The sequence below is a fragment of the Hydrogenophaga sp. BPS33 genome (genome assembly GCF_009859475.1).
Classification (GTDB): Bacteria; Pseudomonadota; Gammaproteobacteria; order Burkholderiales; family Burkholderiaceae_C; genus Hydrogenophaga.
The window spans coordinates 542,708-555,969 of the sequence record NZ_CP044549.1 but is presented as its reverse complement, the minus strand read 5'-3'; the positions used below and the strand labels follow the sequence as shown (position 1 = coordinate 555,969).

At 67.3% G+C, this 13,262-nt stretch carries 14 protein-coding genes and 1 tRNA gene; 6 read left to right on the top strand and 9 right to left on the bottom strand.

What is annotated here, in order from left to right; all coding sequences use genetic code 11:
- The first annotated feature begins 123 nt into the window (after positions 1-123).
- Positions 124-867 carry a nitroreductase gene (locus tag F9K07_RS02645; protein WP_159589110.1) on the top strand — a complete coding sequence of 248 codons (744 nt, stop codon included), beginning with the start codon at positions 124-126 and terminating at the stop codon, positions 865-867.
- Position 868: 1 nt separating this feature from the next.
- Here the strand turns inward: F9K07_RS02645 and F9K07_RS02640 are convergent, their stop codons facing one another.
- The 6 genes from F9K07_RS02640 to F9K07_RS02615 form a co-directional block, all read right to left on the bottom strand.
- Positions 869-2,026, bottom strand: coding sequence for a thiolase family protein (locus F9K07_RS02640; protein WP_159589108.1), 1,158 nt, complete (start codon positions 2,024-2,026; stop codon positions 869-871).
- Positions 2,005-3,423, bottom strand: a complete 1,419-nt coding sequence (locus tag F9K07_RS02635) for an AMP-binding protein (protein WP_159589106.1) — start codon at positions 3,421-3,423, stop codon at positions 2,005-2,007. The genes F9K07_RS02640 and F9K07_RS02635 overlap by 22 nt, the downstream gene beginning before the upstream one ends.
- A complete protein-coding gene (locus F9K07_RS02630; RefSeq protein WP_159589104.1) occupies positions 3,420-3,992 on the bottom strand; it encodes a biotin transporter BioY in 573 nt (190 codons plus the stop codon). Before F9K07_RS02630 ends, F9K07_RS02635 begins: the two co-directional genes overlap by 4 nt.
- A gap of 38 nt (positions 3,993-4,030) precedes the next feature.
- Positions 4,031-4,627: an energy-coupling factor transporter transmembrane component T family protein gene (locus F9K07_RS02625; protein ID WP_236581784.1), complete on the bottom strand. Its 597-nt coding sequence runs from the start codon at positions 4,625-4,627 to the stop codon at positions 4,031-4,033.
- On the bottom strand, positions 4,624-5,385 hold the full coding sequence (locus F9K07_RS02620; protein WP_442907375.1) for an energy-coupling factor ABC transporter ATP-binding protein: 762 nt from the start codon (positions 5,383-5,385) through the stop codon (positions 4,624-4,626). The genes F9K07_RS02625 and F9K07_RS02620 overlap by 4 nt, the downstream gene beginning before the upstream one ends.
- 253 nt (positions 5,386-5,638) lie before the next feature.
- Positions 5,639-5,714: transfer RNA gene (locus tag F9K07_RS02615), tRNA-Arg, on the bottom strand.
- Positions 5,715-5,811: 97 nt separating this feature from the next.
- On the opposite strand from F9K07_RS02615, the gene F9K07_RS02610 reads away from it, so the two are divergent.
- The 3 genes from F9K07_RS02610 (at position 5,812) to F9K07_RS02600 (ending at position 9,542) form a co-directional block, all read left to right on the top strand.
- Entirely contained in the window at positions 5,812-6,756 is a 945-nt protein-coding gene (locus tag F9K07_RS02610; protein WP_159589100.1) for an acyl-CoA thioesterase domain-containing protein, read from the top strand.
- A gap of 103 nt (positions 6,757-6,859) precedes the next feature.
- Positions 6,860-8,557, top strand: coding sequence for an AMP-binding protein (locus F9K07_RS02605; protein WP_159589098.1), 1,698 nt, complete (start codon positions 6,860-6,862; stop codon positions 8,555-8,557).
- Between the two features lie 145 nt (positions 8,558-8,702).
- Positions 8,703-9,542 (top strand): c-type cytochrome, encoded by an 840-nt coding sequence (locus F9K07_RS02600; protein ID WP_159589096.1) that lies wholly within the window; start codon positions 8,703-8,705, stop codon positions 9,540-9,542.
- Between the two features lie 83 nt (positions 9,543-9,625).
- Here F9K07_RS02600 and F9K07_RS02595 read toward each other — a convergent pair whose 3' ends face one another.
- Genes F9K07_RS02595 through F9K07_RS02585 form a run of 3 tightly spaced genes read right to left on the bottom strand, consistent with a single transcriptional unit; the run spans position 9,626 to position 11,603 of the window.
- Positions 9,626-10,156 carry a DUF2946 family protein gene (locus F9K07_RS02595; RefSeq protein WP_159589094.1) on the bottom strand — a complete coding sequence of 177 codons (531 nt, stop codon included), beginning with the start codon at positions 10,154-10,156 and terminating at the stop codon, positions 9,626-9,628.
- A 14-nt stretch (positions 10,157-10,170) separates the two neighbouring features.
- Positions 10,171-11,130 (bottom strand): YheT family hydrolase, encoded by a 960-nt coding sequence (locus tag F9K07_RS02590; RefSeq protein ID WP_236581782.1) that lies wholly within the window; start codon positions 11,128-11,130, stop codon positions 10,171-10,173.
- 35 nt (positions 11,131-11,165) lie between these two features.
- Entirely contained in the window at positions 11,166-11,603 is a 438-nt protein-coding gene (locus F9K07_RS02585) for a YybH family protein (RefSeq protein WP_159589090.1), read from the bottom strand.
- Between the two features lie 124 nt (positions 11,604-11,727).
- On the opposite strand from F9K07_RS02585, the gene F9K07_RS02580 reads away from it, so the two are divergent.
- Positions 11,728-12,342, top strand: coding sequence for a LemA family protein (locus F9K07_RS02580; protein ID WP_159589088.1), 615 nt, complete (start codon positions 11,728-11,730; stop codon positions 12,340-12,342).
- Complete coding sequence (locus F9K07_RS02575) at positions 12,339-13,259, top strand: TPM domain-containing protein (protein WP_159589086.1); 921 nt, start codon at positions 12,339-12,341, stop codon at positions 13,257-13,259. Before F9K07_RS02580 ends, F9K07_RS02575 begins: the two co-directional genes overlap by 4 nt.
- The last annotated feature ends 3 nt before the right edge of the window (positions 13,260-13,262 follow it).

The window sequence follows — 13,262 nt, the reverse complement described above, 5'->3', positions numbered from 1 at the left end:
TCCACGCACTGAACTCCGGGGGCACCCCGACCCGCCATCGCGAAGTCGAACATCCGTCAGCTGCACAGCAATAATGCGGACTTCCTGTTTCCAGCCTTTGCGGCCACGGCATCGAACGCACCTATGTCCGATTCATCTGTCCAGGATCGCCTCTGCATCGAGCGCGCTCCGAGCGCAACCCATCTCTCGTCGGAACCCACCGACGCCTATGCCCGCCTGGCGCGCGAACGGCGCTCAACGCGGGCGTTTCTTCCGACACCCGTGCCCACCGACACCTTGCGCGCCTTGCTGGCCACGGCGCGCTGGGCACCAAGCGGCGCCAACCTGCAACCGGGTGCATTCATCCAGATTCAGGGTGATGCGCGCACGCGACTTTGCGACGATCTCGTCTCGGCGTGGCAGGGCGGCAAGCACGAACGCGAGGACTACGAGTACTTCCCACACCCCTTGCCGATGACGCTGCGCAAGCGGCAGGTGGCATCGGCGCAGGCGCTCTACGGCGCCTTGGGTGTGGCGCGGGACGACCGCGCCGGCCGCGATGCGCAGTTCGAGCGAAACTTCTGCTTCTTCGACGCACCGGTGGCGCTCATGGTCACGATCGACCGCAACTTCGGACCCGGCGGTTACATGGACCTCGGCATGACGATCTACGGTCTCATGATGGCGGCCCAATCACAAGGCCTGGCGAGCTGCGCGATCGGCGCCATGGCCTCGTTTCCCACCGTCATCCGTGGGCACCTCGGGCTGGATGAGCGCACGAACATCGTTTGTGGCATCGCCCTGGGTGTCGCCGATCCAAAGGCACCGGTGAACGGTGCGCGCACAACCCGGTGCGCACCAGACGAATTTTTTCGCCAGGTCGGCTGAGTCAGTCGCAACGGCGCACGAGCGCCGCCGCGCCAATGCCCCCCGCGCCCGCCACCGCGGCAAGCCCCGTGCCTGGACGCCCACCGTCTCGCGCCAGATCGGCCAGCACCCGCACCAAGGCAACAGCGCCGGACGCCCCGATGGGATGGCCACGCGCAAGGCCGCCCCCTCGCAGGTTCAGCAGATCGACATTCAAAGACAGCGCCTCGCAGAAGGCCAGGCCCTGCACCGCGAAAGCGTCGTGCAATTCGACGGCCCCGAGTTGATCGCTGCGCATGTGTGCCTGCGCCAGCACACGGCTCGCCGCCTTCTGTGCGGCCAGCATCGGGGTTTCAGGGGACAGGCCCACCGATGCACTGCCGACCCATTGCGCGCGGGCGTGGATGCCCAGACGCGCACAGGCCTCCTCGGTGGCGAGCAGGATGAAGGCGGCACCGTCCGCCCGAGGCGAGACAGCGAGCTTGCTCATCGAACAATCCGGACTGTGCGCCGGCATCGCCGTGGCAGCGGGCATGCGGGCCGCCCGTTGAAGGGTCACTGTGCGCGGGTGGGCATCGTGCGCCAGCCCCGCGATCGGCACGATCTCGGCCGCCATGGCGCCCTGCCCCGCCAATGCCAGCGCATGGCTGCGGATGGCATAGGCATCCTGCTCGAGACGCGTGTGGCCGTTCGCCTGCGCATAGGCCGCGGCTGCCACGAGCATGTCGGGATCGCGATCCGCGAAGGGAGTGAACGCCGGACGCTCGTACGCTACCGGGACATCACCGGCACGCAACGGGCGGTGCTGGCGGATCGGCGCGCGGCTCCAGGCTTCCACGCCACCGGCGATCACGACCTGCGCCTGTCCCGAGGCCAGCAAGCCCACGGCCAGGGACACCGCATCAAGGCCGGCGCAGCATTGCGTGTCCACCGTGAACGCGGGTGTTGCTTCGGGCAGCCCGGCGGCCAACGCCACGAGACGCGCCGGGTTGCCGCCCGCACCGAGCGCATTGCCGATAACCACGGCGTCCACCGCATCGGCCGATACGCGGGCGCGCTCCAGCAGTGCCCGCAACATCGGCGCACCGAGGGCGTGCGGCGTCAAGTCGCGAAAGGCGCCGCCATGCGGCGCGATGGGGCTGCGCGCCCAAGCCGCGATCAAAGCGCGTGGTGCGGCCATGGCTCGGCATCTCCGGTGACCAGCAGGGCGCCCAGTCGAGGGTGGTTGGTCTTGCCGCTGCCGGTCAGCGGCCAGTCATTGCACAGGAAGAATTGGCGCGGCACCTTGTACGCTTCCAGGCGTTGCCGGCACCAAGCCGTGATGCCCTCGGCGGTCGCGTTCGCCCCTGGGTCGAGCTTGAGAACGGCCACGACCTGCTGTCCGCGCACCGGGTGGTGCAGCCCATGGACCGACGCGGCCAACACACCCGGGTAGGCCATGAGCACTGTCTCCAGCTCCTCGGGAAACAGATTCTTGCCCTGCGTGACGATCATGCGGTTTTGCCTCCCGACGAGGTGAAGCCTGCCGTGCTCGTCGACCCGGCCCATGTCGCGCACGCTGAGCCAGTCGCCGTCGCGCAAGGCGGCGGTGTTGTCATCGCCGCCGCCCACATAGTCCATGAACACCATTGGACTGCGCACATAGATGAGACCATCTTCACCGGGGCTGGCAGCGCCGCGAACATCGATGTCGACGTTGCCGAAAGGCCGACCCACGATCTGCGCGGGCACCTGTTCGTCCGCCGGCATCCAGGCGATGAAACTGGTCTCTGACGCGCCGTAGAACTCGATGATCCTGGCGTTGGGAAACAGGCGTTGCAACGCCGGTGTGCGCTCGCGCGGCCAGCGCGCGCCGCTGATCAGAATCAGGCGAACACCGTCCATGGGCGCCAACTCGCGGCGCCGGGCCCGGTCGAGCAGCACCACGAGTTGGCTGGGCACGGCGACCAGGCAAGGTGTCTCGCCTGTGCGCAGCGTGTCGAGCAGGCGGGTGCCCGAAAAGTGTTCCTGCAACACGACGCCGGCACCCGTCCAGAGGCCCAGCATGAAGCCAAAAAGGAAGAGCGAGTGCGAGAAGCGCCCCGGCACCGCGATGCGCGACGCTGCGTCGGGCCCGAAGGTGTCGATGCACACCTGGAAGCTGTCGACCCAGGACCGGTGGTGCCGCCGAAAGCCTTTTGGTAGCCCGGTGCTGCCCGAGGTGAAGCCAATGTAGAACGGCGATGTCGCCATGGGCGGCGGGCAGTTCTTCAACGGCGTGGCGTCAAGGCTGGCGCTGACGGCTTCGCGCGTCGAGGCGGTCCAGTCCGGGTCGCTCACCGCCGCGCAACGGCCACTCGCAATCACGCCCAGGAACTCCACGATGCGGTGCACCGTGGCTTGCCCGTTGTTGACCAGCACCGTGCGGGGTGCGTCGGCTTCGTTGAGCGTGTGCGCGACCGCCCACAACGCCGTGTAGAGATCGCCGAAGCTCAGCTTCGTTTGCCCGTCGTCGAGCGCGATGGCATCGGCACGCTCGCGGGACCAGCGCTCGAGTGGGCCGTGGACAAGCTCAGCGAGATTCGCCCGCGGGCTCATGTCGCACTGCGACCGCCGAATTTCCAGTCGGGCAGACCACGGGCGACAGTGTGCACGGCCATGGCGCACACCACGCACTTCACGAGGTCACCGGGCACGAAGGCCAGGGTCGCCGTGAGAGCCTGGAGCCAGCTCAGGTGGGCGATCGTCACCAGGCCAATGACACCACAGGCGTGGATCACCAGCAGGCCGCCGACCACCGATGCGACGAACGCGCTGGCCGCTGCGCGACGCGGCGAGTCGGTCGGCAGCACGGCCATGATGCAGCCCGCCACGAAAGCCCCCAGCGGCCAACCCAGCAAGTAGCCAGCCGACGGCGCGAAGAACACGCCGATGCCACCGCGCCCACCGGAGAGCAGCGGCAAACCCAGCGCAACGGCAGCGAGGAACAGCAGCATGGCTTGCAAGCCCCTGCGCGGGCCGAGCAGGCACCCGGCCAACATGACACCGAGCGTCTGCAGCGTGATCGGCACGCCAAAGGGGAGATCGATTTTCGGGATCAGCCCGAACACCGCCAACAAGGCAGCGAACAGCGCGATCAGGGCAAGGGAGAACGAAGATTTGTTCATGGCAGTGCAGGTTCGAGGAGGGAAAAAGAAGATGGGTGTTAGCGGATTCGGGTCTGCAGCGAGTCGCCGACACGGCGTGCAGCCAACAGCATCTGAATGGTCAACGGTGCGATCAGTCGCAGGCCGCCCGGGCGCCCGGTGCGAACACGGTGGGCATCGTCCAGGCGCTTCCATTGGGCGAAAAATTGTTCGGTGAAGCGCATCATCAGCGCCAGCAGCAGGTTGATGCGGTCGACCCGCACGCCCAGCATGGCCAAGGGCGCCAACAAGCGTTCGAACACCTCCAGCAATGCCGAGTGGCGCGTGCTCAGCGTGAGCGCAATGCCCAGGAAGGCCATCGCCAGCAAGCGCGACGCACTGGCCAGGCCCACCACCGCCTGGCCCATGGCGGTGTGAAACACCCCCACGAGCAGCGCGCCGATGGCGATGGAGCGGGCCAACTTGAACGCGCCCGGACTCAGAGGGCGCAGCGACAGCAACACGCCGGTGGCGCCCACCGCGGCCAGCACCAGAATGCCTGCGCGATCCGTGAGGAACAGCGCTGTGCCGAAAGTGGCGAGCAGCAGCAGCTTGAGCCAGGCCGGTATGGAATGCAGCCAGGTGGGGTCCTCGCGGTACAGGAGCTGCATGGTCATTCGCCTCGCAAGGGGTCCATCGGCGCGGCGCCGGCGGCCACACGCGTGGCTACGTCGGCTTCGTACGCCGCGCAGACCTCGCGCCCCGGGCCGTCGGCACGCACGCCACCGCCACACAGCCAGATCACGCGGCCAAAACGCCGCACATGCTGGAGCACGTGGGTCGACACGATGACCTGCTGCGACGCAGCGCGGATCTCACGGTCCAGCAAGGCCTGACCGGGAAGGTCCAGGCTGGCGAAGGGTTCGTCGAGCAAGAGCGTGCGCGGCGATGCAATGGTCAAGGCAAGCCAGCACACGTGCTGGCGTTGTCCTTGGCTCAGGCTCGAGACAGCCCGCTCAGCCCAGTCGCGCAGTCCGCGCGCAGCCAGCCAGTCGCGGGCTTGTTGCACAGCCTCGCGGCGGGGCTTGCCCACGGCCTGCAGGCCCAGCGCGAGCTCCTCTTCAACCGTGGGAAAAATGATCTGCTCGTCGGGGTTCTGAAACATCATGCCGACCGAGCGGTCGTGGTGAGGCGTTGCGCCAACCTCGCCCCCATTCACCCAGATGCGGCCGGAACGCGGTGCATCGAGCCCGCAGAGCATGCGAAAGAGACTGCTCTTGCCGACCCCGTTGTCACCGACGATCCCAATGCGGTCGTCATCGAGCCGCAGGCTGAGGCGCTCGAAAACCTTCGTAGCGCCGCGCACCAGCGTGACGTCTTCCACCGAGATGCGTTGCGCGCGCGGCTGATCCGGCAAGCACGCATTGCGGGGCAACGCGTGATGGGATTCGATGACGGGCGCCTTAAAAATCATGGCTTCGCGTGGGCCAAAGACCAAGGGTCACGAATGACTGGCTTCGAAGTTCATTCAGCTCTTGCTGGGCTAGGAGTGGGCCACAGGAAATGTCCATGCAAAGTGCGACCCTCGGCCATCACAACTCGCTCGCCCACGACTACTTCAACTGGATCCGCTGGAAATAGTTCGACTGCTGCATGGGCCATGACAGGCTCACGTAAGCCGTTGATTCTGGTGCGGCTGGCGGGGATCGAACCCACGACCCTTGGCTTCGGAGGCCAATACTCTATCCACTGAGCTACAGCCGCAACCGGCGGTATTGTACCGGCCCCTTCGTGATCTCCTGGACCGCCGAGACCGTGGTGGCCGCATCACCCGCAACGCAGGCGCTATAAAGCCTGCACGATGACCCGCTCGCCCAAGAACACCACCGGATCCCCGCCCCCACAGATCGCACGCGTGCTCAACGCCCTGCATCGCAACCGCACCCCGGGCTTCCATTTCCCCGGATACTTTCTGCGCGTGTCCTGCGACCAGCTCGACCCGGACGAGACCTTGATGAGCATGGACGTGGGAACCCATTGCCTGACGCGCGAAGGCACACTGGACGCGGTCAGCCTCGGCGTCTTCACGGACATGGCTTTGGCCATCGCCGTGCGCGCTGCCATTCCGCAGCCCTGCCGTTTGGCCACGGTGACGATCCAACTGCAGTTGACAGGCCATGCAGTGGGTGGGCGCTTGGCGGCGCGGGCGCGTTACCGAGGGGGCCATGCCACCACAGCGCACCAGGCCATCAGCGAAGTCGACATCGTCAGTGGCGACGCGCTGATCGCCAGAGGACAAGCCTCGTTCATGGTGCTGCCCCTGCCCGAAGGACGCACCGTCCTGCCGGTGCGGGGCTGGCAACCCGACGACGCTGGCCCCACGCTCAGCCCCGAGGCGTTGAGCGACGGCGAACGCCAAGTGTACCGCGACGCGTTGCGCGCATGCGCTGAGCGCACGGCGGCATTTGCCTCGGCCTTCTGGGGCGTCCGAACCCGCCCGGGAAGGTCTGGCGCCACCTCACGCCTGCCCGTCACGCCGCAAGTGGCCAACCGCATGGGACATGTACAAGGCGGCATTCTGCTGGGGCAGGCCATGGACACCGCCTTGGCCGCGCTGCCCTCGGGATGGGCCATGAGCAGCATCAGCGCGTGCTACCTGTCGCCGGGCCAGGGCAGCGCGATCCTGGGCCGGGCCCGGCCGCTGCATACGGGGCGATCGACGGCGGCCTCGAGCGTGCGGCTGCGCCGGCGCGACGGCATACCGGTGCTCGAAGCGCAAACCACCTTGGTGGCAGCGCAGCGCTGACGCCATTCGCGCTGCGCCCCGCAAGAGCTGATGTGTAGCGCAGGCTTGGCAAAACCCGGGCCCCACGCCGATACTGGTGCTCCTGCTTTGCACCGATTGACCCATGAACGCATCCACCGCATCCTTCCTGGTCGCCCGCGATTTCCTGCAACAACACCGCCTGGACTACGCGCGGGCCTACCGTGACTTCCAGTGGCCGGTGCTCGACGAGTTCAACTGGGCGCTCGACCACTTCGACACCATGGCGCGCGGCAACAGCGCAACGGCGCTGCACATCGTGGGTGAAGATGGCAGCGAGGTGAAACGCTCCTTCGCGCAGATGGCCGAGCGCTCGTCCCAGGTCGCCAACCATTTGCGTTCGCTGGGCGTGGCGCGCGGGGACCACATCCTGCTCATGCTGGGCAACGAGCTGCCGCTGTGGGAGTTGATGCTCGCGGCCATGAAGCTCGGTGCGGTCGTGATTCCCGCCACCGCCTTGCTGACCGCCCAAGACCTGCGCGACCGCATCGATCGCGGCGAGGTGCGCCACGTGGTGGCGGGCAGCGCGCACGCGAGCAAGTTCGACGGCCTCGCGGGCGGCTACACGCGCATCAGCGTGGGCGATCGCGTCGAAGGTTGGCAACGCTTCGAAGATGCCGTTGGCGCGCCCACGGCCTTCACACCCGACGGACCGACGCGCGCCACCGACCCGCTGCTGCTGTACTTCACTTCGGGCACCACGTCCAAACCCAAGCTGGTGCTGCACACGCACCAGAGCTATCCGGTGGGCCACCTGTCGACCATGTACTGGATCGGCCTGCTGCCGGGTGACGTGCACCTGAACATCTCGTCGCCGGGTTGGGCCAAGCACGCATGGAGTTGCTTTTTTGCGCCCTGGAACGCGGGCGCCTGTGTGTTCATCTACAACTATGCGCGCTTCGATGCCCTGAGCTTGCTGTCGGTGCTGGAGCGCCACCGCGTGACCAGCCTGTGCGCGCCGCCCACGGTGTGGCGCATGCTGATCCAGGAAGACCTCGCCTCGTGCCGCGAACGCCTGAGCCTGCGCGAAGTGATCGGGGCGGGAGAGCCGCTCAACCCCGAGATCATCGAGCAGGTGCAGACCGCCTGGGGCCTGGACCTGCGCGACGGCTACGGCCAGACCGAGACCACCGCGCAGATCGGCAACACGCCCGGCCAGCCGCTCAAGGCAGGCTCGATGGGCCGCCCTCTGCCGGGTTACCGGATCGAGTTGCTGGATGTGGACGGCCAACCCACCCAGGAAGGCGAGGTGTCCCTGCCATTGGCGCAACGCCCGCTGGGACTGATGGCCGGCTACCAGGGCAGCGAGTCGCAGAACAGCGCGGCCATGCGCGATGGCCACTACCACACCGGTGACATCGCCCAACGCGACGACGAGGGTTACATCACGTTCGTGGGCCGCAGCGACGACGTGTTCAAGGCCTCCGACTACCGCATCAGCCCGTTCGAGTTGGAGAGCGCTCTGATGGAGCACGAAGCCGTGATGGAGGTGGCCGTGGTGCCCAGCCCGGACCCCGTGCGCCTGGCCGTGCCCAAGGCTTACCTGATCCTGCGCCCGGGCGTGCTGGCCGGTGCCGAGCTGGCGCGCGACATCTTCAGCTTCTCGCGCCAGCAACTGGCGCCCTACAAGCGCATCCGGCGCATCGAGTTCGTGCAGGAGCTGCCCAAGACCATCTCTGGAAAGATCCGGCGCGTGCAATTGCGCGCCGACGAATCGCAGCAGGTGTCCACCGGCCAACGCGGCGCAGGCGTGTTCCTGGAAGAGGACTTCCCCGTTCGCTGACCTTGCCACCGCCGGGGCTGGCCGCACCTGGAGGCTGGGGCGGCCGCCCCAGGGGCGTTGGCTATAATCCCAGGCTGTTTTGCCCTGCTCCACGACAGGCCCGCCCCATTTTCACTGGCCTTGAATCGCCACCCCCGAGGACACCATGAGCGACCACGCGCACGAAGACCACACTGGCCCGATCAAGACGCCCACGCAACTGTTGTGGACGTCTTTTTTTGCGTTTGTCGCGCCGATCTTCATCATCATCGGCCTGGTGTATTACGTGGTCTCGGCCAACAAGCCCGCTGCCGGCGCGGTCGACGTGGAACAAGGCGTTGCGCAACGCATCCAGCGCGTGGGCACTCTGGAGCTGCGCGACGCGAACCGCCCGCTGGCCTCCGGTGAGTCCGTGTACACGGCACAGTGCGCCGCCTGCCACGCCGCGGGCCTGGCCGGCGCGCCGAAGTTTGGCGACGCGGGTGCCTGGGCGGCGCGCATCGCCACCGGTTACGACGCCCTGCTGAACTCGGCCCTCAAGGGCAAGGGCGCCATGGGCGCACAAGGCGGCGGCGCGTTCCGCGACGCAGAAATCGGCCGCGCAGTGGTCCACATGGCCAACGCCGCCGGCGCCAAATTCCCCGAGCCCCAGTTGCCTGCCGCAGCGGCAGCGCCCGCTGCCGCCCCTGCAGCTGCAGCTGCAGCTGCAGCCGCCGCGCCGGCTCCCGCAGCTCCCGCGCCCGCAGCGGCGTCCGCCACGGTGGCCGGTGCTTCTGGCGAAGCGCTGTACAAGCAAGCCTGCTCGGTGTGCCACGTAGCCGGCGTCGCTGGCGCTCCGAAGCTGGGCGACAAGGCTGCCTGGGCGCCGCGCCTGGCCGCGGGTGTCGATGGCCTGACCGCCACGGTGATCAAGGGCAAGGGCGCGATGCCACCCAAGGGCGGCTCCACCGCGCCCGATGCCGACATCAAGGCCGCCGTGGAGTACATGCTGGCGGCGGTGAAGTAAGCCCGTTCCCTCACCCATGAAAAAGCCGGTTTCAGACCGGCTTTTTCATGGGTGCTACAAACGGGGCAGTCTCAGGGGCGGTCTCAGGTTTTCTGCCGCCCTTGAGGGCTGGGCTCGAACCCGAATCGGCTGGGCAGCGTCGAGGCATCGGCATCGCGTGGCGTCCAAAGCCCCTCCTCGACCACGTCCGCCGCGGCCACCATGTCGGCGCTGTGCACCAGCCCCACGCCGCGCTCCGTCACCAGGTACAGCCGACCAGCCTCGTCGAGCAGGCTCTCGGAGATCGCGCCGCTCGGCGCGCCCGTGTGCGACACCACACTGCCGTCGGGTTGCAGGCGCCAGATCCACGGCGTGGCTTCGAGCTCGACGTACACGCGCTGCGGCCCGTTCTGGAAAAACCACTGCCCTTGCTCGTCGGCGGCGTAGTTGCGGTGGATGAAATCGATCAACTTCTCGTGCTTGAGCAGCGATCCCTTGCTGACGGGAAACGCGCCCTGTGCCTGCGTGCGGTCGTCCCGCATGTACCAGTTGCCACGCGCGTCCAGCCCCAGCCAGCCGTAGCAATGCGGCACGTTGGGCCATTTGGCCATCGCGGCCTTGACGATGTCGTCCATGGTGCTCTGTCCCCCTAAAGATGCGCGAGCAGCCAGTGTCCCACGGCTTCGGGCATGCCGCGCACATGACCCGGAACACCGAAGGGGCCGTGCGACACCGGAAAGCCGACGTGACCGCCGTGCGCCGGCTGCCACAACGTCACGTGCGATCCCGCGTCCTGGAGCGTGGGCAAGGAGGACACGGGCACGAAGGGGTCGTTGCGGGCGTTGAGCGCGAGCGCGGGCACGCGGATGCGGTGCAGCACCGGCTTGGCCGATGCGCGGGTCCAATAGTCCAGCGTGTCACGGAAGCCGTGCAGCGGGGCGGTGAACAGGTTGTCGAATTCGTAGAGATCGCGGGCCCCGAGCAAAGCCTCGCGCTGGAACAACCCCGGGTGCTGCTCCAGCTTCTGAAGCGCCTTGGGCACCATCGTGCCCATGAACATGCGGGTGTACACCATCCGGTTGAAGCCACGGCCAATGGCATATCCACCCGCAGCGAGATCCAGGGGTGAACTCACCGCCGCAATGGCCTGCACGGTTCGCCCTGCGCTTTGCTCTGTCTCTCCCGCCCACCGCATGAGGGCATTGCCGCCCAACGAAACGCCCACCGCCAGCAAGGGGCGCCCCGGGTGCTCGAGCGCGAAGCGGCGCAGGATCCAGTCGATCTCGTCGAAGTCGCCAGAGTGGTAGGCGCGTGGTGCGTGGTTGATTTCCCCCGAACACCCACGGAAATGGGGCACGGCGTAGGCCAGGCCATGGGCTGCGGCGAAGTCGGCAAAAGCCACGGCGTACTGGCTGGCCGACGACCCTTCAAGGCCGTGGAACAGCACCAGCAAGGGCGCGTTCGAAGCGCTGGCATGGCAGGCTTCGTCCACGTCGATGAAGTCGCCATCGGGCGTGCTCCAGCGGCTGCGCCGCCAACGCGGTGCAGCGCCGAAGGAGCGCCGGGCCACGCGCGCAGCCCAGATGGTCTGGGCGTTGCCGCCAGGCAACCACCAGGGGGCCTCATAAGGAAAAGCTGCGTGTGTCAATGCAGGACCGGCTTGGCGGTGATGATGTCGGGCGGTTCGACGCGCGAGCCGGGGCTGGCGTGGTGGGTCGCAAGGCGCCATCCCTGCGCGGTTTTCACATACACATTGGTTGCCACGACCCAGGCTTGCTGCACGCCGTCGTCCGTCATCACCGTCACGCGCTCCACCACGCTGTGCACGCGGCAGTCGCCCGCATCGAGTCGGTGCACTTTCTCCGCATGCGCCTGCACGCTGCCATTGGCGAACAAGGCTTCGAACGCGGCCCGAATGGCGGCATGCCCGACCAGGCGAGGGCCACCGGGGTGCACGCACACGACATCATCGTCATCGCTCCAGCACGCCATGAGCCGCTCCAGGTCGGCGTGTTGCAAGGCGTCGTAGAAGGCGGCCTCCGTATCGTCGGGAGAACCGGGAGGCAGTTTGGGTTTGGGCATGCAGCGTATTTTGCCGCCTGCCTCGCGAAACCAGGACAGGCACGCGCGGTATAGTCCCGCAGACCGGCGAGCCCCACCCAACGTCTGCTCAACAAGGGCCCGCGAACTTGAGGAGCTTGGTTTCATGCACCCATCCATCCAGCATCGCCTGTTCACCTGGATCGCCGCACTGCTCCTCGTGAGCAGCCTCACAGGCTGCGGCTACAACGACTTCCAACGCCTCGATGAGCAAAGCCGCTCCGCCTGGTCGGAAGTGCTCAACCAATACCAGCGCCGCGCCGACCTCATCCCCAACATCGTCGCCACGGTGAAGGGCGAAGCGAACTTCGAGCAGGAGACGCTCACCCGTGTGGTCGAAGCGCGCTCCAAAGCCACCTCCATCCAGGTCACGCCCGAGACCTTGAACAACCCGGCAGCCATGCAGCAGTTCCAGGCCGCGCAAGGCGAACTCAGCAGCGCGCTCAGCCGGCTGATGGTGGTCGTGGAGCAATACCCCAACCTCAAGGCGAACCAGGGTTTCAGCGACTTGCGCGTGCAGCTGGAGGGCACGGAGAACCGCATCACCGTGGCCCGCAACCGCTACATACAGACCGTGCAGGAATACAACGTGCTCTCGCGCAGCTTCCCGACCAACCTCACCGCCATGGTGTTCGGCTACGCGCCCAAGGCCAACTTCCAGGTGGCCAACGAGGCGGAGATCTCCACGCCACCGAAGGTGGACTTCGACAAGAAGCCATGACCCGCTGGCTGGCCCGATCGCTGCTGGCGCTTCTGGGCCTTTGCTTCCTGGCCACCGGCTCGCTGGCGCTGGCGCAGCAGGCCGTCCCGGAGCTGCGCGCCCGCGTCATGGACCAGACCGGCACGCTCGACGCGCAACAGCTTGCCGCCATCGACGCCAAGCTGGCGGCATTCGAACAGACGCACGGCTCGCAGGTCGTGGTGCTCATGGTGGCCACCACCGCGCCGGAAGACATCGCGGACTACACGCAGCGCCTGGGAGATGCCTGGAAGATCGGCCGGCGCGACGTGGGCGACGGCGTGCTGTTCGTGATCGCCAAGGACGACCGGCGCATGCGCATCGCCACGGCCAAGGCCCTGGAAGGCGCGATACCAGACTTGATGGCGCGCCGCATCCTCGATGGCGCGGTGGCACCCGCGCTGCGCGCCGGCGACTACGCCGGCGGCATTGAGGCCGGTGTGGACCAGATCCTGGCGCGCATCCGGGGAGAGGAATTGCCGCAGCCCACCGAGCCGTCGGCCTCATCCAACGGCAACGCCCAAGGCTTTGACCTCATGGACGCGCTGGTCTTCCTGGTGTTTGCGGTTCCCATCGCCTCGACGGTGCTGCGGGGGATGTTCGGCAACAAGCTCGGTACCTTGCTTACCGGCGCGGGCGCTGGTGGCCTCGCGTGGGTGCTGACCTCGGTGCTCTGGATCGCCATCGGCGCGGGCTTGCTCGGCATGCTCGCCGCCTTGTTCCTTCAGTTTCTGCCCGCACCCACTTCGAGGGGCTCGGGGCGCTCGGGACGACACGGGGGTTGGGGTGGTGGTGGCTTTGGGGGTGGCGGTGGTCGCGGCGGGTTTGGCGGTGGAGGCGGATTTAGCTCAGGTGGCGGTGGCAACTTTGGTGGCGGTGGCGCATCGGGCGGCTGGTGAACG

Excerpts from the sequence above, each read along its gene's own strand:
- F9K07_RS02645 (WP_159589110.1), top strand. The coding sequence starts at position 124 with ATGTCCGATTCATCTGTCCAGGATCGCCTCTGCATCGAGCGCGCTCCG.
- F9K07_RS02640 (WP_159589108.1), bottom strand. The coding sequence starts at position 2,026 with ATGGCCGCACCACGCGCTTTGATCGCGGCTTGGGCGCGCAGCCCCATC.
- F9K07_RS02635 (WP_159589106.1), bottom strand. The coding sequence starts at position 3,423 with ATGAGCCCGCGGGCGAATCTCGCTGAGCTTGTCCACGGCCCACTCGAG.
- F9K07_RS02630 (WP_159589104.1), bottom strand. The coding sequence starts at position 3,992 with ATGAACAAATCTTCGTTCTCCCTTGCCCTGATCGCGCTGTTCGCTGCC.
- F9K07_RS02625 (WP_236581784.1), bottom strand. The coding sequence starts at position 4,627 with ATGACCATGCAGCTCCTGTACCGCGAGGACCCCACCTGGCTGCATTCC.
- F9K07_RS02610 (WP_159589100.1), top strand. The coding sequence starts at position 5,812 with ATGACCCGCTCGCCCAAGAACACCACCGGATCCCCGCCCCCACAGATC.
- F9K07_RS02605 (WP_159589098.1), top strand. The coding sequence starts at position 6,860 with ATGAACGCATCCACCGCATCCTTCCTGGTCGCCCGCGATTTCCTGCAA.
- F9K07_RS02600 (WP_159589096.1), top strand. The coding sequence starts at position 8,703 with ATGAGCGACCACGCGCACGAAGACCACACTGGCCCGATCAAGACGCCC.
- F9K07_RS02595 (WP_159589094.1), bottom strand. The coding sequence starts at position 10,156 with ATGGACGACATCGTCAAGGCCGCGATGGCCAAATGGCCCAACGTGCCG.
- F9K07_RS02585 (WP_159589090.1), bottom strand. The coding sequence starts at position 11,603 with ATGCCCAAACCCAAACTGCCTCCCGGTTCTCCCGACGATACGGAGGCC.
- F9K07_RS02580 (WP_159589088.1), top strand. The coding sequence starts at position 11,728 with ATGCACCCATCCATCCAGCATCGCCTGTTCACCTGGATCGCCGCACTG.
- F9K07_RS02575 (WP_159589086.1), top strand. The coding sequence starts at position 12,339 with ATGACCCGCTGGCTGGCCCGATCGCTGCTGGCGCTTCTGGGCCTTTGC.